Origin of the sequence: Pantoea sp. sgz302252, assembly GCF_042610525.1 — a bacterium.
Lineage (GTDB): Bacteria > Pseudomonadota > Gammaproteobacteria > Enterobacterales > Enterobacteriaceae > Erwinia.
Genome location: NZ_JBHDVM010000005.1, coordinates 286,516 through 305,941, shown reverse-complemented (window position 1 = coordinate 305,941; position 19,426 = coordinate 286,516). Strand labels below are relative to the sequence as shown.

The window sequence follows — 19,426 nt, the reverse complement described above, 5'->3', positions numbered from 1 at the left end:
CAAACTAAGTGATAATCATTATTATTCGGATTGCGATTATCTTTATAGCTGTTGAAAATGCAAGCACTGCGGCTCTTTTTTTACCTTTGTATTAAAAGAAATCATCAAACTGCTGACAAACGTGAAGCGATGGAGGGCCTGTGGCGCACTACGGGCCATGGACGGCCCGTACTGAGCTATCATGGACGATGCTTTTTGCGTCTTTGCGGAAGACACAGGCCCTCCTGAGCCGGCACCGATATACTTTGTCATCAACTTTAGAAATCATCCATTTTTTTACGGTGTATTATCCATCCGCGCCTGCCAGCCGCCGCCTAAAGCGCGATAAAGATCGATTTGCGCCTGCAGAAGATTGTTTTTGACCTGGACCAGATTCAGCTGCGTGCTGAATAAAGTGCGCTGCGCGTCCAGCTCGTCAAGATAAGAGGCGTAGCCGTTCTGGTAGCGGTTACTGGCGATATGCAACGCTTCGCTGACCACCTGTTCCTGCTTTTGCAGCTCTTTAAGCTGTTGCTGGTAACGGGCTATGGCGTCCAGATCATTATTGACTTCGCTAAAGGCGTTGCGCACCACTTTTTCATAGTTAAATAAGGCCTGGTTGCGGGCTGCCATTGAAACATCGACCTGCGCCGTTAGCGCTTCGCGATTAAGGATGGGAGCCAGCACGCTGCCGCCGATGCTCCAGAGCCGGAAAGGATTATCCGCGAGCTGGTGCAGCACGGAGCTTTGCAAGGTGCCGCTTGCCGTCAGGTTAAGTGAAGGCAGCAATCGGGCTTTTGATGAGGCCAGCGTAGCATCCGCAGCCAGCAGCAGGCGCTGCGCCTGGGCGATATCAGGACGCCGCTGCAACAGTTCGGATGGCAGCAGCGAAGGCAATTGCTGCGGCATAACCTTAACAAAGCGGCTCTGCCGGGCGATTTCGCGTGGATTCATACCAACCAGAATACTAAGCGCGTTCTCCTGCTGTGCGATTTGATGGCGTAGCACCGGGATCTGCGCTTTAGCCGTTTGATATTCCGATTCTGACTGCACCCATTCAAGCTTTGAGGTGTAGCCGGTTTCAAACTGCCGTTTCGCCAGCCGCAGCGAATTTTCCCGTGTGGCCAGCGTCGCCTCCGTTACCCGCAGTTGCTCGTCCAACGCCAATAGCGTCATATATCCAGAGGCGACGGAGCTGGCTACTGTCAATTCGGCAGCCGCAGCGGCGGCCTGAATTGCCGCCAGCGAAGATTCTGCCGCCGAGATATTGCTGCTGCGCGCGCCCCATAAATCTACTTCGTAATTAGCCTGTAACAGCCCCTGAAATACCGCGTACTCATAAGGTTGACCGCTGACCGAAGAGAGCGCTCTGGCGTGCGAGGCGCTGCCGCCTGCATTCAGCGTGGGAAAATTATCGCCTTCCGCCGCGCGCAGTTCGGCGCGATACTGATCGACGCGGGAACGGGCGGTCAAAATATCCAGATTATGCTTTAGCGCGCGATCCACCAAAATATTAAGATCGCGGTCGCCAAATGCCTGCCACCATCCTGCCTCTACGGGAGCAGAAGGCCCGGCCTGATTACGCCACTGCGCAGGAACCGGCAGCGAGCCCGGTGCTTTTTCAACTTTCGTGGCGCAGCCGTAAAGCGCCAGAGTCAGCAGGAGGAGCATTCGGCGCATCATTTCGCCTCATCCACGGCGGCAGAGGTATCAATATCCACTTCGACCGACATGCCCGGACGCAGGCGAGCGGCATTTTCGCTGGTGATAGCTATCCGCACCGGAATGCGCTGGGCTATTTTAACGAAGTTGCCGGTGGCGTTGTCGGGCGAAATGGCGCTGAACTCGGAACCGGCGGCCGGGGAAATATACTCTACCCTGCCCTGAAATTTTTCGCCGTCCAGCGCGTCTACGGTAAATGAGACGGGCAGGCCTGGCCGGATATGCGCCATCTGCGTCTCTTTCATATTGGCGACAATCCACATCTGCTGCGGCACCAGCGAAGTGAGACGAGTGCCCGCCGCTACGTAAGCGCCTTGCCTGACCGCGATCTGCCCCAGTTGACCATCGCGTGGCGCAATGATGCGGGTATTTTCCAGATCGATTTGCGCCAGCTCCAGTGCCGCCTGAGTATTAGCTACGTCCGCCTCCAGCGAAGCATGGTTGATAATCACGGTTTGCAGATCCTGGCGGGAAACTTCCAGCGTGGCTTTCGCCTGCTGCACTTCTGCTATCGTCTGGCTATTACTGGCGCGGGAAGCGTCGCGCTCGCGGATTGACAGCGAGCCGTCGGAAACCAGATTTTCCACACGCTTCAGATCCAGCCCGCTTTTCACCGCCTGGGCTTTCGCGTTATCCAGCGCAGCCTGGTTACGGGCGATAACGGCCTGTGCGCTGCGCCGCTGCTGCACGTTATTATCCAGCGCCGCCTTTTTCATCGCCAGCTGCGCCTGCGCCTGGTGTACGCGCTGGCGATAGATGCGATCGTCGATGGTCATCATCACTTCGCCTTTATGTACCGGCTGGTAGTCCAGCACGTTAACAGCCGTGACGTAGCCGCTAACCTGCGGGCTGATAAAAGTAACCTGGCCGCGCACGTAGGCGTTCTCTGTTGACTGGATAGCGCTGGTGAAAGGCGGCAGTTGCCAGGCATAAAGGATCACCAGCACGCCGACTATAGCTATGCCTGCGCCCGTCGCTATCGATAAAATCCGCAGTCTGTTAGTGCGTTCGCGCCCTGCGTTGTGATTCTGTTCCTGCTGACTCATTCATTCCCCGTACTGATTGTATTTGTTTGCAGCATCCGCCGTTCCGCTTCCGCCTCGCGTTTGGCCTGCTGCCAGTTGAGATAGCGCAGACGCGACAGCCGCCACAGCACCCAGATTAAAGTGATGAAGGCCATCCCGGCCGTAAGAAGATAGGTATCATTATAAGCCAGCACGTTAGCCTGGAGCGTGGCCACGGATTGAAGCTGCGTCGTGCTTTGCGCGCTGAGCAGCGTGGGATCGCCAATAAGATTACCAAACAGGCCAGAATACTGCGCCAGCCGTTCGGTCACGTTGGGATCGAGATACGAGAGCTGGTCGCCCAGCAGGCTGGAGTGATATTTCTCGCGCCAAACCTGGAAAGTGCCGAGCAGCGCGGAGCCGATCAAACCGCCCAGATTCTGGCTCATGCCGAACAATACCACCAGGCTGACCAGGTTTTTCGGCTGGGTTACCACGCTGCCGATATTCAATAACAGCGCTGGCGCAATAAAGAACGTGCTGCTAAAACCCAGCAAAAACTGGCTGAAATACATATTGTTGCCGCGCGTTAGCGGGCTGGAATACGCATCCATCAGCGAGGCCACCATAATCAGCAGCAGTGACATCACTATCGGCCAGCTCAGATGTTTAACATTTATAGTTAGCGCACTGGTAGCGATGCCTGCTATAACGCCAAGCAGAATAGCCAGCGCCAGCCCCTGCATTTGATCGTTTTGCAGGCCGATTTGTTGTAAATAGCCGATGGCGCCAGTGTTTTGCTCGGCCAACGTGACGCGCAGCATCACCATCACAATGCCCAGACGGAAAATCGCGCCGGTACGTAGCCAGCGCGTATTGATTAAGGGGTTGCTACGGTTATGTTCAAGCACCACAGCGGCAATAACCAGTACCAGCCCAAGGGCCAGGCTTATGCCCAGCCACGGCGTGCTCGTCCACCATTCGATGCGCCCCAGCGTCAGCACGCCGCAAAACAGCGCCATACCAGGCGCCATTAGCATGAAAGTGAGAAAGTCCTTCTTTTCGAACACCTTCATGCGGTCACCCGGCGGCAGTTTCAGGATCAGCACCGCGCCAAGGCAAATCATCGCCAGTCCCAGCTCGAACAGATAAAGGCCGCGCCATTCGTCCAGCTGTAAAAGTTCGCTGGAAAAAAGCCGCGCCAGCGGAATAGCGAGCTGGGAAGCACCCAGACCGATAGTCATTGCTTTCAACCGGTGTTTTGCCGGCCACGCCTGCACCTGATAGTAAATTCCCAGCGAGCTTAAAGCTGCGCCGACCATGCCGTGTGCGGCCCGCACAATGATTGCGGAGCTAAGATCGTTAACCAACAGGTGAAAAAAAGAGACCAACGCATAAAGCACCAGAAAGGCCTCGGTAAAAACGCGCAGACCGAACTGCTGGCGAAACTTTACCAGCAGCAGGTTGATCGAGATATTGCCCATCACATAAACCGCTGGTAGCCAGGCAATTTCATTGCTGTAGGCGCCGAACACGCCCTGAAGATTGCTCAGGTTGGCCGTCACCAGCGCATTGCTCAGCGCGCCGGTAATAGAAATCAGCAGGCCGATGAGACCAAAAGCGATGCGCTTATGGGTGGGATGCAGCGGTGTGGACGGCGAGCCGGGCAGCATCGGCTTTTCGCCTGGTGCCCATTCGCGTGGCGCGAAAGGATCGGGACGGTTACCGCGCAATTTATTTCGCCTCGATCGCTTTCAGCAATTTTTGCAGTACCCGTTGCGCGACAAAAAGTTCATCGCGGCTGCTGGTTGCCAAAAGCTCGCTGCGCAATTTATCCAGCTCTATCGACAGCCGCTGATAGAGCGCCTGACCTTCAGGCGTAATATGCACCAGCCGCTTACGGCGATCTTCCGCAGTCTGTGTGCGTTCCACCAGCTGCTGCTTAATCAGTTTATCCACCAGTGGCACTATAGTAGCCTCTTCCAGCCCCAGCGCCAGCGCCAGTTCTTTTTGACTAACGGGTGCGGTTTGCGTCGATAGCCGCGCTATCGCCATCCAGCTGCTCATGCCCAGGCCACTGTGTTTAAGCTGACGGTCCACGGCGAGTCGCCAGGCATGGGCGGTTTGGGAGAGTAAATGGGTAAAGGTTTCATGTGGCAATGTCAAAGCGCAGCAACCTGATAGTTAGGGTTTTGTCTAAACAGGGCTTAATTATAGGCAGAGAGAAATAGTAAAGAAAATAAACCTGTTTCCGGTACCAGGCTTCGCCTCAGCCCCGGCCAAAGCCTGCTGCGGGAAAAGGTGGCGCCAGATTTTGTGATCGCTGGCAAATTTGCCTCGCAGCCATTACTCTCTTCAGCTTCTTCTTGCTTTGTTCTGCGCAGTATCGGCACGAACGCAATAATAAAGAGCCTGCATAGTTATGAGTCAACACCCTGATGTTGCCGCGGCAAAGCCTGCGGACAACGATTTAAGCGTGGGTCGCGTTCTGCGTTCCCCCGCTCTGCTTACCCGCGAGTGCCTCGCTGGCGTGATTACCGCGCTGGCGTTAATCCCCGAGATCATCTCTTTTTCCGTTATCGCTGGCGTCGATCCGAAAGTAAGCCTGGTCGCCTCGGTGGTACTCTGCCTCACGCTCTCCATTCTGGGAGGCCGGCCAGCGATGGTGACCGCCGCCGCCGGTTCCGTAGCGCTGGTGATCGGCCCAATGGTACATGCGCATGGCGTCGAATACATTCTGCCAGCCGTAGTATTGGGCGGCGTTATCCAAATCTTTTTCGGCCTCGCCGGGCTGGCGCGTATGATGCGCTATATTCCACGCTCGGTCATGCTCGGCTTCGTTAATGCTTTGGGCGTGCTGATCTTTTTCGCCCAGGTGCCGCACGTCTGGGGGCAAAGTTCGCTGGTCTGGCTGCTGTTCGCGGTGACGCTGGCGATTGTGTTACTGCTGCCTCGCGTCCTGAAAAGCGTACCTTCGCCGCTAGTGGCGATTGTGGTAGTAACCGGCGCGGCACTGTTGATGGGCTGGCGCGTTCCCAACGTTGGCGATGAAGGCCCAATGAGTGCCGGTCTGCCTGGACTAAACGCGCTGCTGGTGCCGCTGGATCTTCAAACGCTGCAAATCGTTTGGCCAACCGCGCTAAGTATCGCCTTCGTCGGCCTGATGGAGTCGCTGCTGACCGCCAAACTGGTAGACGACCTCACCGATACGCTCTCCAGTAAACGACGTGAATCCTGGGGCCTGGGCGTAGCAAATATTTTTGCTGCTTTTTACGGCGGTATAGCTGGCTGTGCAATGATCGGCCAGACCATCGTTAACGTCGAGCTGGGCAAGGCGCGTACGCGTATATCCACCGTTGTCGCCGGTCTGGTACTGCTGTTACTGGTGACAGGCCTGAGCGCGCTGATGGCGCAGATCCCGATGGTGGCGCTGGCGGGCATTATGGTGGTGGTAGCGGCGAAAACCGTTAACTGGCACAGCCTACAACCCGCTACGCTGAAACGCATGCCGTGGTCGGAAACGCTGGTAATGGCGCTGACCATTGTGGTTACCGTCTGGACCGGTAATCTGGCGCTGGGCGTGTTGGCAGGTGTGATTGTCGCCATGATGTTATTTGCACGCCGCATTGCCCATGTGATCCATGCCGAACGCGAGCTTAGCCAGGACGGCGAGTCGGTGCGCTATACCGTGCGTGGCCCGCTGTTTTTCGCCAGCAGCAACGATTTGTTCGAGCACTTCGACTACGGTCACGATCCAAAGCAGGTGACGATTGATTTAACCCACGCGCAGATTTGGGATGCCTCTTCGGTCGCCGCGCTGGACGGTATTGAATATCGCTACCAGCGCCACGGCGCTCAGGTAACTATTATTGGTTTGGACACGCGCAGCAGCGATATTCATCGCCGCCTGAGTGGAAATATGGGCTAAGCCAATTAAAAAAGCCCCGTTCAGGCGGGGCCAGGCGCAGGTTCCGCTAGCCTGTGCCTGCCATAAAACAGTAAAGCGTAGCCGCTGTGTAAAGAGGCCAGCGTAATATTGATATAACAGGTGTCTCTGCCGATAATGGATTAAGTTTGGCTCTTTTAATTAGCTACGGGATACCGCTTCCAGAATAATCTTCATTTCATTAAAATAGTCACTGCCGTTATCGTGGCGGCTCAGGCAGCTTTTTAATTTGCTATGTACAAATCGCTGTTCTTCTTCGCCCAACACAGATTCACAGCTAAAAATCAGAAAGCGTAGCAGATCGTCAATTTCGCTAAAGCCATAATGTTTTAAGCTGCTGTAAAGCAAGTCGCGCGACAGGATGCCGCCTGCTGTCGGCTCAGAACAATACTGGGTGTTCATGTTATTTACCTTTCTGGTGTGGTCAGACATTACCGCTAATCAGGACAGGAAAAGCGGGCCCCCGCAGGCCGCTCAATGCCGACTTTATAGAGTAAATATTTCCTTCTGACAACTGCGTAACCTTTGGGATAATTGTTAATATTAATAGTTACCCCCTATCACCTGACGCCAGGTAAGTTCTACCTTAGATCAAAATAGATCTCTACCATTAAAAGAGATTTGATAAAAAAGAGGTTTTATTCCTGCGTCTCGTCAGCAATGTTAAAAAAAATATTTAAATCAGCATCAAATTATTTACATAGTGAAGGAAACTAATAAAGCGCAAAAAGATAATAATGAAAAATGTTTACTTTTTATTGAGAAAGCCTGTTCTTAGCCTGCCAGGAAACACAGCATCGGTTGACTGAGCCAGGCTGTTTAACAAGTTGAGGCTACTAAACCCAGAGCGGCAAAACAATTAAAGTACGGCATGGGACTTTATAGTCAGCTTAAAAGTTTCTGCTGCGCTGAAAAACATCCAGGCTTTATAACTCAACCGTTGGCAACATCTCGTCACGAGAAATTGTCTGATAGCGGGCTGGGCGGCTCTTTATCACAAAAAGCTCCGCAGAATACCGGTAGCGGGCAGTGAGAAGAAATGAATCAGCCTGTAACAGGCCGCACCGGAAAAGAATTTCGGGCACAAAAAAACCGCCTTGCGGCGGCTCTACGACATTGCACAAAGTGCTTGTTTTTATTCGTTTTTATCGGTAGTTAAAGCGTGGTGCCCGGGGCGGGACTTGAACCCGCACAGCCATAAGCCGAGGGATTTTAAATCCCTTGTGTCTACCGATTTCACCACCCGGGCATGGGTGTAAAGTGGAGGCGCGTCCCGGAGTCGAACCGAGGTGGACGGATTTGCAATCCGCTGCATGGCCACTCTGCCAACGCGCCTTTATTCTGCTTTGCTGCCAGCCTGAGCTGACGGCTAAATCTGGAGCGGGAAACGAGACTCGAACTCGCGACCCCGACCTTGGCAAGGTCGTGCTCTACCAACTGAGCTATTCCCGCATTGTTCAGCGCTCTTAACAGAAGCTGCTGATTTACTTTATCTTCTGGCGACTCAGCTGCCTTTCGATGCGTTGCATTCTACTGACTGAGCGAAATGAGTCAACACAAATATCCGTACTTTTCGCTCGTTTGCTGCTTTTTAAGTCGTATCGATCACCGTTCGAGCAAATCGCCACGCGCCGCGCTCAAATACTGATACATCGACCAGAAAGTCAGCACCGCAGCGATATAGAGCGCCGCCACGCCGATACCCTCAACCAGGCGATCGGGCCGCCACAGCAGCGCAAACAGCGCCAGCATCTGCGCCGTGGTTTTAACTTTACCAATCCAGGAGACGGCGACGCTACTGCGCTTGCCGATTTCCGCCATCCACTCGCGCAGCGCGGAGATAATGATTTCTCGCGCTATCATCGTAGCCGCCGGCAACGTGATCCACCATTCATGAAAATGGCCCGCTACCAGCACCAGCGCAATAGCCACCATCACTTTATCCGCTACCGGATCCAGGAAAGCGCCGAACCTTGTGGTTTGCTTCCAGCGGCGCGCCAGCCAGCCGTCGAACCAGTCGGTGATAGCCGCTACGATAAAGATCAGCGCGCAGGCCAGCGGTGCCCAGGCGAACGGCAGATAAAACGCCAGCACAAAGAAAGGGATCAGCACGACACGCAGCAGCGTCAGTAAGGTCGGAATATTAAAAGGCATAGGTAAGCTAACTGTCTGGGCAGAGTAGAATTTGTCCCTATGTTCCTACAATGCCGTGACCAACGCAATGCTTAGTGTTTCAGCGAATAAAAGATTTTCTCCGCCAGCGCCTGCGAAATTCCCGGCACGCGGGCGATCTCCTCGACAGAGGCGTTCATCAGCGGCTGCAGGCCGCCCATATATTTCAACAGCATCTGCCGACGCTTGGGTCCTATACCCTCAATGCTTTCCAGCGCGCTGGTGTTTTTGACTTTCGCGCGTTTATTGCGATGCCCGGTAATTGCATGATTGTGAGAGTCATCACGAATATGCTGAATAACGTGCAGCGCAGGCGAATCGGGCGGCAGGGAAAATCCCTCCCCTTCCGGCTCGAAAAACAGCGTTTCCAGTCCGGCTTTACGATCGGTTCCCTTAGCTACGCCAAGCAGAATTGGACGATCTTTATCCCACGCCACGTCCAGCTCAGCAAAAACATTTTTCGCCTGCGCCAGCTGCCCTTTGCCACCGTCGATTAATATCACGTCCGGAATTTTGCTTTCTTCCAGCTCTTTACCGTAGCGGCGGCGCAGGACCTGATTCATCGCCGCGTAGTCATCGCCTGGCGTAATGCCCGTAATATTATAACGGCGATACTCGGCACGCAGCGGCCCGTTACTGTCGAAAACCACACAGGAAGCTACTGTTTGCTCGCCCATGGTATGGCTGATATCAAAGCACTCCATACGTTTGATCTCTGGCAGCTCCAACACTTCACTCAATGCCTGCAGGCGTTGATGGATGGTGGATTGCTGCGACAGGCGGCTTACCAACGCGGTGCTGGCGTTGGTTCTTGCCAGCTTAAGGTAACGGGCGCGGTCGCCACGCGGATTGCTCTGGATAGTGACTTTTCTGCCCGCCATTTCCGTCAGCGAAGCAGCCAGAAGATCTTTCTCTGGCAGAGCGAAATCCAGCAGGATATCAGCAGGCAGTGTTCGCGCCTGGCTGCCCTGCAGATAGAACTGGCCGACAAAGGTTTGCACGACTTCCGCCATATCGGTGCCGCCCGGCACTTTTGGGAAGTAGCTGCGGCTACCCAGCACTTTGCCCTGACGGATGAATAAGACGTGCAGGCAGGCCATACCGGCATCGAAAGCCACGCCGATAACGTCCAGATCGTCGCCATTATTGGAAACAAACTGCCGTTCGGTAACACGCCGCACTGCCTGGATCTGATCGCGCAGGCGCGCCGCCTCTTCAAATTTCAGCGACAGGCTGGCCTCTTCCATCCGCTTAACCAGCTGATTCAATACCTGATCATCTTTGCCCGACAGGAACAGCCGCACATAGTCGGTCTGCTGCGCATACTCTTCTTCGCTGACCAGCCCGGCCACGCATGGCCCAAGGCAGCGGCCGATCTGATATTGCAGGCAGGGACGCGAGCGGTTGCGGTAAACGCTGTTTTCGCACTGGCGAATCGGAAAGATTTTTTGCAGCAGTGACAGCGTTTCACGCACCGCGTAGCCGTTTGGGAACGGGCCGAAATATTCGCCTTTGGCATGCTTAGCGCCGCGATGGCTGGCGAGCCGGGGATGCTCATCCGCGCTAAGGAAAATATAGGGATAGGATTTGTCATCCCGCAGCAGCACGTTGTAGCGCGGCTGGTAGAGTTTTATATAGTTGTGCTCAAGCAGCAGCGCCTCGGTTTCGGTATGGGTAACCGTTACGTCTATCTGGCGAATGCTGTCAACAAGCGCTTCGGTTTTACGGCTGCCTAAATTGCCCCGAAAGTAGCTGGACAGGCGCTTTTTTAGGTCTTTGGCTTTACCGACGTAGATAACCGTGCCGCCAGCATCGTACATGCGATAGACGCCGGGCTGGCTGGTGACTGACTTCAGGAAAGATTTGGCATCAAAAACATCATTCACTACTGATCAACGACTCCGCATTGAACAGCCCGTGCCGGATAGCCAGATGCGTTAACTCTACATCGCCGCTGATGTTCAGCTTGTTAAACATGCGGTAGCGGTAGCTGTTAACGGTTTTTGGACTCAGGCTGAGCTGTTCGGAAATATCTGCCACTTTCTGGCCCCTGGTGATCATCAGCATAATCTGTAATTCGCGTTCCGACAAACAATCAAAGGGCGAGTCCGTTTTTTGCGGCTCAATCTGGCTCAGCGCCATCTGCTGCGCGATATCTGAAGCAATATAGCGTTGGCCGGCATTCACCTGGCGAATAGCGTTCACCACCTCCTGTGGCGCGGCACCTTTGCTGAGATAGCCTGCGGCACCAGCCTGCATGACCCTGGCGGGCAGCGGATTTTCTGTATGAATGGTCAGCATAATGATTTTGACATCGGGGCTGTAGCGCACAATTTTGCGGGTTGCCTCAAGACCGCCGATACCAGGCATGTTCATATCCATCAGCACCACCTCAACATCATTGTGGCGGCACCACTTTACGGCATCTTCGCCGCAGGCTGCTTCGCCAACGACCTGAAAGCCTTTGATGTCTTCCAGTATGCGTCGAATGCCAGCTCGCACCAGTTCATGGTCGTCAACAAGAAGAACGCGTATCAAAAGGGCTCTCCAAATGCGTATTAGCGGGGAAATTGATAATAATCAGGCCGCAGATTTTACCTCTTTTTTGTTGGCGTTAGAACATAAATAAATGACCGCATCCGGCCTTGTCATTTTACTGAAGCCGCGCCAGGTGCCTGTATCAATAAGGTAAATATGATATACTCGTTACTCAATTGTATTCACAGTCAAAAGAAATCGGGTAGCCGATCTGCTAATTAAAAATCCAGGAGAAAATATGAGCGATACTGATTTTTCAACCAGTAAAGATACGCAAACTTTATCTGAAGAGATGGCCTGCATGAAGGCACTGGTTACATTTATGTTGAAAAGTATGGGCCAGGCCGATGCCGGTAAAGTGATTATTAACATGGAAAAATATATCGCCCAGCTTACCGATCGCCAGCAGGCAGATGTCTTCAGTAGCACGATTAGTCAAATTAAGCAGGCGTACCGTCAATAATCTGCGCGATAAACCAGCTCATTGTCCGCCGTCCCGGTCGACAGGGGCACACTTAACCTAACCCCGGACGAAGGGAACAATGGGCTTAATTTTTAAGGCAGTATTGGGCGCGCTGGTGGTGGTGCTGATCGGCATTTTATCCAAAACGCGCAGCTATTACCTGGCTGGTTTGATTCCGCTTTTTCCTACTTTCGCGCTAATCGCTCACTATATTGTGGCCAGCGAACGAGGTATTGAGGCGCTGCGCGCCACCATCATTTTTGGCATGTGGGCCATTATCCCCTATTTTATCTATTTGCTGGCGCTCTGGTATCTGGTGGGCATGACGCGGCTTCCTCTGGCGCTGGGTGGCGCCGTAGGATGCTGGTGTCTGGCCGCCTGGCTGTTAGTCACGCTTTGGGCGCGACGCTAGCCCTGGCGCCCTCTGCCGCTCCAGCTGACGGACACGCCCAGCGTCGGCAGCACCTCTTCCGGACTAAAGCGTCGCGCGCCGCGGAATTTTTCCGCCAGATTAGGCTGATGTACGGGAATGCGAACAGCGAACAGATTATCTTCGGATTGGATAGCGCCTGCGGTCAAGGGTTCATAAGCAACCAGATGCTGCTCAAACATTTGTTCCAGCATTGGCGTGGCGGCGCTGTAGAGATAATCAATGCCGGACTGCTCGGCCAACTGTACGCTGTGCCAGAGAATGCTCAGCGGCAGCTCGGGATCGACATCAAGTCGAGCGGAAAAGCGCGACATTTCCCATACGTTTAGCGGTGCTTTAGCGGCTTCAGCGACAGCATCAGGATCCCGCCACTGCATCAAACGGGCGCAGCCGCAGATGCCCTGCTGAGCCGTCCATGCCAGCAGCCAAATGACATCTGAGCGGTCAAAACGATCGTACTCCTGACCCGGGGTGCTCAGACGGGACGGGATTGACCAGCCTTCGCCGCGCGCGAACACGCTGTAGCGATAACTTCCTAATTCTGCCAGCAAAGAGGAGGGCATATCCCTTAGCTTGGTCTGGATAATCTTCATCATTAATCCTCTTTTGCATTCACCGCCGAATGCCTTTCCATATGGCTCGGGAGCAACGTCCCTGGCGCAGGTTAGACAACCGATCGGCGATACGAAACTACCAAAACTGGTAGTTGTGGCTCACTTAAAGCAGTCCAATCGCGGCGGCGTAAGAAGCAACCTGCGTTTTATTAGGCGCATTGAACTTTTTTTGCATATTTTTTTGGTGAAAATTAACGGTATGCTCCGAAATTGACAGAATCAGGGAAATTTCAGCGGCGGTTTTCCCCTCTGCCGTCCATTTAAGGATCTCTTTTTCTCGCTGGCTTAAAGGCATCAGCATCACTAACAGCGAGCGATCGCTAATACGCTGCAGCGCTTCGAGGATCCGATCCGCTAAAAACTGGAGCTTAAGCTGTTTTTCTGGCGTTAACGCGGCTTTTACGAAAGATTTACTCGAAGCCATCGACAAAATAGCCACCACGCGATTTCTGGCCAGTCGCGAACAGGAAAAGCCTGAGCGGATACCAAACTCCCTGGCCGCTTCAAACACTTTTTTTCCCTCTTTGACAATAGGATCATTCCACAATAGTAAGGTTCCTGGCGTCTGGCAATAGCGAATAACCGGATCGATTTCAGCAAAATTCTCCTGCTGCCACCTGTGCGCCCACCGCTCCGGATAGTTAGTGTAAATGAATACTTTGGGTCGGGTAAAAGGCACAGGATGACGAATATAAAGGGCGTAGAAATTCAGGCCCATTTCGAGCGTATGCCGCGCAAGCAGCTGCATTATTTCAGCTGTCTCCTTCGCCTGCAGAAAAGCAGCGTCTGTTTCCTCACACCAGCTGAAATAGTTTTCAGTCGCCATTAAAGCCTCGAGTGGATGAGGTAAAAGCCGCATCCGGGCAAATTTTTATTGTTAGTTATAAGAAATAATTGGCATTGTTTGAAATAAATGCCAGCTATTCATCTTTCTGCCTCTGAATACTAACAAGAAAAGCCGCAACTCATGTTCCGAAAAATTGGTTTCACTGCGTAACTGGTTAAACTTTCTTGAAATTGCTGGTTAATTATCCATAAGATCCAGTCAGGACAAATGCCGGACAGCCCAGGATTACAGGCGCTACCTTCAATTGATATTCTCTTAGAATAAGATTTTTCCTGGAAATATTCAATAATGATGCTTTGACAACTGGCTTTAATTTTTCCTGAAATTTTACTGTAATGCCCTGCCGCTCAGCATTAAAAACGATAAAATTGCGCCCCGACATTCGCTTAAGCATTTGATAAAACATGAGTTACAGGGAAACAATCTAACCATTTGACTTTAATGGCATTGTTTAGCAAGCCGCTGCGGTTTTACCCTAACACAAATGTCTGGTGCAATCGGCAAGCAACGGATGCTTAATGAGTCATGACTTTAAGTGAGCGACGTAACCAGCAGGATATTGTTCTTAGTAGCTGTTTAACGACATACGCCAAAACCCCGCATACCCAAATGAAAATGCGTGGCGTGCGCTCGGTTGTAATCCGGCCCCAGCGAATTACCGTACCAGGCGCAGCTACGCTGGAAAACCTGACGCAGCCAGTGCGATTCCGGTCGCTGCTGCCACGCTTTCTGTACGGTAATTTGTCTACCGTCTTTTAGCCGGAAGCCGGTCACGTCCAGCGCGTCCGCGGTAGCATGTTCGCTTAAGCGCCCTTTAGCGCGATGGTAGATGTTTCTGCAGGCGTAGCTGCCAACATGATCAACCCTGACCAGTGGCGAACCCAGCTCTGCGGCTGCCAGCGGCTTTGCATCCTGGGCGATAAACAAAGTGGTAGAGAGCGCCAGCGGGCAGCTGGCCAAAAAAGAGGAGCTGAGGCTTACCTCGCCAAACCCCTGAACGCGAACCGGGCCGGCTAGCGGGCAGTTACCTTCAACAGAACCGACACGGCTGAAACGAATATAACCGCCCTCTCTTGCCCGCTGTAACGCCGCCATGCAAGCATCAGGATCGGCCTGCAGCCGCTTTAACTTGTAGCGAGTAATCCAGCCTGGCGCGTCGGTGACATTCAGCGGTGCGAAAGGATTCCAGGCTGACGGCAGTGTTTTTTGCAGCCATGGCGCAATCAGCAGCGCCAGCAGCAGCATACCGCCCAGGCCAATCAGTACTTTCATCCGTCACCTTTCCGCTGTTTTAACGCCGATATCTGCTTGTTCGGGACGCTATGGGCATGAGAAACAAAAAGTGTAGCGGCGTTTTTGTGCGATCGAGCCGACTGTTAACAACTTTACCTGCCAGCCACGTACTTTTACGTTAAGATTTGCGCCCTTAAAAGAAAAAATGCGGGCTGTGTGCCCCGCTTTTCTGGAGCGCGCCGTGGAACAAACCTCCGCTACCGCGTTTATTGACTAACAGCCCTCAGAGCTGACACAACATCAACAGGATAACTATTTTGGCTGAACAATCAGAAAAGCCTCTTCAGGAGGAGGCGCCGGGCGAGCTCCGGCGCAATTTACATAACCGGCATATCCAGCTAATCGCTATCGGCGGCGCTATCGGCACCGGCCTGTTTATGGGCTCAGGTAAAACTATCAGCCTCGCTGGCCCGTCGATTATTTTCGTTTATATGATCATCGGCTTTATGCTGTTTTTCGTGATGCGGGCAATGGGCGAACTGCTGCTGTCCAACCTCGACTACAAATCCTTTGGCGATTTCGCCGCCGATTTGCTGGGCCCATGGGCAGGCTATTTTACCGGCTGGACCTACTGGTTTTGCTGGGTTGTCACCGGCATTGCCGACGTGGTCGCCATCAGCTCCTATTTCCAGCTCTGGTTCCCCAACTTTTCGGTAGGCATGAGCGCCCTGCTCTGCATCGCGGTTTTCCTGACGCTGAATATCGCGACGGTAAAACTGTTTGGCGAGCTGGAGTTCTGGTTCGCAATTATAAAGATCGTGGCTATCGTGGCGCTGATCGTGACCGGTATTGTGCTGGTCGCCATGCACTATCCTTCACCGGGCGGCGGTCAGGCGGCATTGAGTAATATCTGGGATCACGGCGGTCTTTTCCCGAAAGGACTGAGCGGCTTTTTCGCCGGTTTCCAAATCGCGGTCTTCGCCTTTGTCGGCATCGAGCTGGTGGGTACGGCCGCTGCGGAAACGCACGACCCGAAACGAGTGCTGCCGCGAGCAATTAATGCTATTCCGCTGCGCATCATTATGTTTTACGTGTTTGCGCTGCTGGTGATTATGGCGGTAACGCCGTGGAGCCAGGTAGTAGCCGACCGTAGCCCCTTTGTTGAGATGTTCATGCTGATTGGCCTGCCAGCGGCAGCCAGCATCGTTAACTTCGTGGTGCTGACTTCCGCCGCCTCTTCCGCTAACAGCGGCATTTTCTCTACCAGCCGCATGCTCTATGGCCTGGCACAACAGGGCGTGGCGCATCCGCGCTTCGGCAAGCTGTCGCGTCGCGCGGTGCCAACCACCGGCCTCTTTTTCTCTTGTTTCTGTCTGCTGGGCGGCGTGGCGCTGATTTACCTAATCCCGAACGTCATGAAGGTGTTCACGCTGGTGACTACCGTCTCCGCCATTCTCTTTATGTTCGTCTGGTCGATTATTCTTTGCTCTTACCTGGCGTACCGCAAGCAACGCCCGCAGCAGCATGCCGAATCTGTCTATAAAATGCCTTTCGGCAAGGTGATGTGCTGGGTTTGCCTGGCCTTTTTCGCCTTTGTGCTGGTGCTGCTGTCGCTACAGGAAGATACCCGCCAGGCGCTGCTGGTAACGCCGCTCTGGTTTGTGATGCTGGGCATCGGCTGGTGGCTGCGCCAGAGAAAACAGCGTTAGTGTTGAGAACGGGCCTTTGGCCCGTTTTTATCGTACGCGGATCCCTTCAATCACCATACGCTGTACGTTTTCCACCGTTTCCTGGAAAAACGCCTCGTCGCTCAGCGTTTTTCCCGTCACCGCCTCTACCTGGCTGGCGAAATCCGCATAGTGCTGCGTGGTTGCCCACAGCATAAATATAAGGTGATGCGGCTCTACCGCCGCCAACCTGCCCTCTTCAACCCAGCCTTTAATAACCTGCGATTTATCGTCCACCAGCGCTTTCAGATCGCCTTCCAGCTCGCCTTTTAGCAGCGGCGCGCCCTGTAGCATCTCCAGACAAAAGAGCCGCGAGGCCTGTGGGTGATCCCGCGAGACTTCCAGCTTCAGGCGAATATAGTCCCTGATAGCGGCCAGCGGCTGCTGATCGCGACGCAAGGCGCGTAGCGGCGCCAGCCAGACGTCCAGAATATCTTTTAATACGGCGATATAGAGCGCTTCCTTGGAGGGAAAATAGTAAAGCAAGTTGGTTTTTGAGACGTCCGCGCCTTCCGCCACCTTATCCAGGCTGGTGCCGTGCAGGCCATACAGCGAAAACAGTTCAAGCGCCGCAGTCAGAATAGCCGTACGCTTGGCGGCCACGGCTTTTGAGCGCCGCGTCGGCGCTTTAGTTTTTGCAGAATTCACCTTAACTCCTTGTTAACCAGCCGCCGTGCACTTTTATTGCCCGCGTCTGCCTGCTTTTTGTGCATTTGTTTTTACCAAACGGTCTGTTTCAGACCATTTGCTCTACATCATCGTAACACATTATTTTCAACTCATTGATTACCAGCTTTTTTTACAAGGTGGCACGGCGCTTGCAGATTTATTCATGCGCCGCTCGACAGGATGAACAGGGAAGCAACGCAGCGCGGACTCATCTCCTTAACTACGAGGTATTCCCATGAAAATTGGCGTTTTCGTTCCTATCGGCAACAACGGTTGGTTAATCTCCACCACGGCACCGCAGTACAAGCCGACCTTTGAGCTAAACAAGGCCATTGTGCTGAAGGCCGAGCATTATCACTTCGATTTCGCGCTATCGATGATCAAGCTGCGCGGCTTCGGCGGCAAAACGGAGTTCTGGGATCATAACCTGGAGTCCTTCACTCTGATGGCGGGCCTGGCCGCCGTGACTTCCCGCATTGAGATTTATGCCACCGCCGCCACGCTGACGCTGCCGCCAGCCATAGTAGCAAGAATGGCCGCCACCGTGGATTCCATTTCCGGCGGCCGCTTCGGCGTCAACCTGGTCACTGGCTGGCAGAAGCCAGAATACGAGCAAATGGGCATCTGGCCGGGCGATGACTATTTTGCGCGGCGCTACGACTATCTGACCGAATATGTCACCGTCCTGCGCGACCTGTGGAGAACCGGCAAATCCGATCTCAAAGGCGAATTTTTCACTATGAACGATTGCCGCGTCAGTCCGCAGCCTCAAAAACCGATGAAGGTGATTTGCGCAGGTCAGAGCGATGCTGGTATGGCCTTTTCCGCTAAATACGCTGACTACAACTTCTGCTTCGGTAAAGGTGTTAATACCCCGAGCGCCTTCGCACCGACCGCTGCCCTTATGAAAAGCGCCGCTGAGGAAGCTGGCCGCGATGTTGGTTCCTACGTGCTGTTTATGGTGATCGCCGATGAAACCGACGAGGCCGCGCGGGCTAAATGGGAGCGTTATAAAGAAGGCGCGGACGAGGAAGCGCTGGCCTGGCTGACCACGCAGAGCCAACAGGACAAACGTTCCGGCAGCGACACCAATGTGCGGCAGATGGCCGATCCCACCTCAGCGGTAAATATCAACATGGGCACGCTGGTCGGCTCTTATGCCAATGTAGCGCGCATGTTGGATGAGGTCGCGACAGTGCCAGGCACCCAGGGCGTGCTGCTGACTTTTGATGATTTTCTGCTGGGCATTGAGAACTTCGGCGAGCGTATCCAGCCGCTGATGACCTGCCGTAGCCACATTACCCAAGCCGCAAAAGAGGTAGCCTGATGAGTATGCAAGAAACCGTAGTCTGCACTACTGCCGCCACTAAAAATAGCGTTGTCCTGCCCGCACGCCCGGAGGCCATTGTTTTTCCGCCGGAGCAAACTGCGCTGATCGTGGTGGATATGCAAAACGCCTATGCCACAGCCGGCGGCTATCTTGACCTGGCCGGGTTCGATGTTTCCGCTACCGCGCCGGTTATTGCAAAGATTGCCACCGCTGTAGAGGCTGCAAGAGAAGCCGGTATCCAGATTATCTGGTTCCAGAACGGCTGGGACGAGCAGTATGTGGAAGCGGGCGGCCCCGGTTCGCCAAACTGGCATAAGTCCAACGCGTTGAAAACCATGCGCAACCGGCCAGAGCTGGCGGGCAAGCTACTGGCGAAAGGCGGCTGGGACTATGAGCTTGTTGAGCAGCTTCGCCCGCAGCCCGGCGATATCGTGCTGCCGAAACCGCGTTACAGCGGCTTTTTTAACACGCCGCTGGACAGCATGCTGCGCAGCCGTGGTATTCGCCATCTGGTTTTTACCGGCATCGCTACCAACGTCTGTGTGGAATCAACGCTGCGCGACGGCTTTTTTCTGGAATATTTCGGCGTAGTGCTGGAGGACGCCACCTATCAGGCAGGGCCGCTTTTCGCCCAGCAGGCTGCGATTTTCAACATTGAAACTTTCTTCGGTTGGGTCGCCGACGTGGCGACTTTCTGTTCCGCGCTGCAAACCGCCAGCGTGCCACAAAAACAAACGGCCTGAGCCAGGAGC

Annotated in this window: 18 protein-coding genes and 3 tRNA genes; 6 read left to right on the top strand and 15 right to left on the bottom strand. The window is 53.9% G+C overall.

The genetic code is table 11. The features are described 5' to 3' along the window. Positions 1–276: 276 nt before the first annotated feature. The 4 genes from ACETPC_RS11800 to ACETPC_RS11785 form a co-directional block, all read right to left on the bottom strand. Entirely contained in the window at positions 277–1,659 is a 1,383-nt protein-coding gene (locus ACETPC_RS11800; RefSeq protein WP_380181755.1) for an efflux transporter outer membrane subunit, read from the bottom strand. Continuing rightward, on the bottom strand, positions 1,659–2,747 hold the full coding sequence (locus ACETPC_RS11795) for an HlyD family secretion protein (RefSeq protein ID WP_380181571.1): 1,089 nt from the start codon (positions 2,745–2,747) through the stop codon (positions 1,659–1,661). Before ACETPC_RS11795 ends, ACETPC_RS11800 begins: the two co-directional genes overlap by 1 nt. Beyond that, positions 2,744–4,378 carry an MFS transporter gene (locus tag ACETPC_RS11790; RefSeq protein WP_380181753.1) on the bottom strand — a complete coding sequence of 545 codons (1,635 nt, stop codon included), beginning with the start codon at positions 4,376–4,378 and terminating at the stop codon, positions 2,744–2,746. Before ACETPC_RS11790 ends, ACETPC_RS11795 begins: the two co-directional genes overlap by 4 nt. A 61-nt stretch (positions 4,379–4,439) precedes the next feature. After that, the gene (locus tag ACETPC_RS11785) at positions 4,440–4,871 is read right to left on the bottom strand and encodes a MarR family winged helix-turn-helix transcriptional regulator (protein ID WP_380181569.1); all 432 of its coding nucleotides are present in this window, start codon (positions 4,869–4,871) and stop codon (positions 4,440–4,442) included. Positions 4,872–5,127: 256 nt separating this feature from the next. Here ACETPC_RS11785 and ACETPC_RS11780 point away from each other — a divergent pair, with 256 nt between their 5' ends. After that, the gene (locus ACETPC_RS11780; RefSeq protein WP_380181567.1) at positions 5,128–6,633 is read left to right on the top strand and encodes a SulP family inorganic anion transporter; all 1,506 of its coding nucleotides are present in this window, start codon (positions 5,128–5,130) and stop codon (positions 6,631–6,633) included. Positions 6,634–6,792: 159 nt separating this feature from the next. Here the strand turns inward: ACETPC_RS11780 and ACETPC_RS11775 are convergent, their stop codons facing one another. The 7 genes from ACETPC_RS11775 to uvrY form a co-directional block, all read right to left on the bottom strand. Then, positions 6,793–7,053 carry a hypothetical protein gene (locus tag ACETPC_RS11775; protein ID WP_380181565.1) on the bottom strand — a complete coding sequence of 87 codons (261 nt, stop codon included), beginning with the start codon at positions 7,051–7,053 and terminating at the stop codon, positions 6,793–6,795. Between the two features lie 761 nt (positions 7,054–7,814). Further along, positions 7,815–7,900: transfer RNA gene (locus ACETPC_RS11770), tRNA-Leu, on the bottom strand. A 12-nt stretch (positions 7,901–7,912) separates the two neighbouring features. Next, positions 7,913–7,986: transfer RNA gene (locus ACETPC_RS11765), tRNA-Cys, on the bottom strand. Between the two features lie 41 nt (positions 7,987–8,027). Then, a tRNA-Gly gene (locus tag ACETPC_RS11760) sits at positions 8,028–8,103 on the bottom strand. A gap of 153 nt (positions 8,104–8,256) precedes the next feature. Then, positions 8,257–8,805, bottom strand: coding sequence for a CDP-diacylglycerol--glycerol-3-phosphate 3-phosphatidyltransferase (gene pgsA / locus ACETPC_RS11755; protein WP_380181563.1), 549 nt, complete (start codon positions 8,803–8,805; stop codon positions 8,257–8,259). A gap of 71 nt (positions 8,806–8,876) precedes the next feature. Continuing rightward, complete coding sequence (gene uvrC / locus ACETPC_RS11750; RefSeq protein WP_380181561.1) at positions 8,877–10,709, bottom strand: excinuclease ABC subunit UvrC; 1,833 nt, start codon at positions 10,707–10,709, stop codon at positions 8,877–8,879. Next, positions 10,702–11,361 carry a UvrY/SirA/GacA family response regulator transcription factor gene (gene uvrY / locus ACETPC_RS11745; RefSeq protein WP_380181559.1) on the bottom strand — a complete coding sequence of 220 codons (660 nt, stop codon included), beginning with the start codon at positions 11,359–11,361 and terminating at the stop codon, positions 10,702–10,704. Before uvrY ends, uvrC begins: the two co-directional genes overlap by 8 nt. Before the next feature lie 238 nt (positions 11,362–11,599). On the opposite strand from uvrY, the gene ACETPC_RS11740 reads away from it, so the two are divergent. Together ACETPC_RS11740 and ACETPC_RS11735 are read left to right on the top strand one after the other, a co-directional pair. Further along, on the top strand, positions 11,600–11,824 hold the full coding sequence (locus ACETPC_RS11740; RefSeq protein ID WP_380181557.1) for a DUF2594 family protein: 225 nt from the start codon (positions 11,600–11,602) through the stop codon (positions 11,822–11,824). A 79-nt stretch (positions 11,825–11,903) separates the two neighbouring features. Beyond that, entirely contained in the window at positions 11,904–12,236 is a 333-nt protein-coding gene (locus ACETPC_RS11735) for a GlpM family protein (RefSeq protein ID WP_380181555.1), read from the top strand. Here the strand turns inward: ACETPC_RS11735 and ACETPC_RS11730 are convergent. The 3 genes from ACETPC_RS11730 to ACETPC_RS11720 all read right to left on the bottom strand — a co-directional run bounded on the left by ACETPC_RS11730 (position 12,233) and on the right by ACETPC_RS11720 (position 14,987). After that, the gene (locus ACETPC_RS11730) at positions 12,233–12,847 is read right to left on the bottom strand and encodes an autoinducer synthase (protein WP_380181751.1); all 615 of its coding nucleotides are present in this window, start codon (positions 12,845–12,847) and stop codon (positions 12,233–12,235) included. The genes ACETPC_RS11735 and ACETPC_RS11730 overlap by 4 nt on opposite strands. 124 nt (positions 12,848–12,971) lie before the next feature. Then, positions 12,972–13,694, bottom strand: coding sequence for a transcriptional regulator SdiA (gene sdiA, locus ACETPC_RS11725; RefSeq protein ID WP_380181553.1), 723 nt, complete (start codon positions 13,692–13,694; stop codon positions 12,972–12,974). A 597-nt stretch (positions 13,695–14,291) separates the two neighbouring features. Beyond that, positions 14,292–14,987, bottom strand: a complete 696-nt coding sequence (locus ACETPC_RS11720) for an extensin family protein (protein WP_380181551.1) — start codon at positions 14,985–14,987, stop codon at positions 14,292–14,294. 278 nt (positions 14,988–15,265) lie between these two features. On the opposite strand from ACETPC_RS11720, the gene cycA reads away from it, so the two are divergent. Then, positions 15,266–16,657 (top strand): D-serine/D-alanine/glycine transporter, encoded by a 1,392-nt coding sequence (gene cycA, locus ACETPC_RS11715; RefSeq protein WP_380181549.1) that lies wholly within the window; start codon positions 15,266–15,268, stop codon positions 16,655–16,657. A 27-nt stretch (positions 16,658–16,684) separates the two neighbouring features. Here the strand turns inward: cycA and rutR are convergent, their stop codons facing one another. Further along, positions 16,685–17,323: an HTH-type transcriptional regulator RutR gene (gene rutR, locus ACETPC_RS11710; RefSeq protein ID WP_380181547.1), complete on the bottom strand. Its 639-nt coding sequence runs from the start codon at positions 17,321–17,323 to the stop codon at positions 16,685–16,687. A gap of 256 nt (positions 17,324–17,579) precedes the next feature. Here rutR and rutA point away from each other — a divergent pair, with 256 nt between their 5' ends. Further along, on the top strand, positions 17,580–18,671 hold the full coding sequence (gene rutA, locus ACETPC_RS11705; protein ID WP_380181545.1) for a pyrimidine utilization protein A: 1,092 nt from the start codon (positions 17,580–17,582) through the stop codon (positions 18,669–18,671). Continuing rightward, on the top strand, positions 18,671–19,417 hold the full coding sequence (gene rutB / locus ACETPC_RS11700) for a pyrimidine utilization protein B (RefSeq protein WP_380181543.1): 747 nt from the start codon (positions 18,671–18,673) through the stop codon (positions 19,415–19,417). The genes rutA and rutB overlap by 1 nt, the downstream gene beginning before the upstream one ends. Positions 19,418–19,426 lie beyond the last annotated feature (9 nt).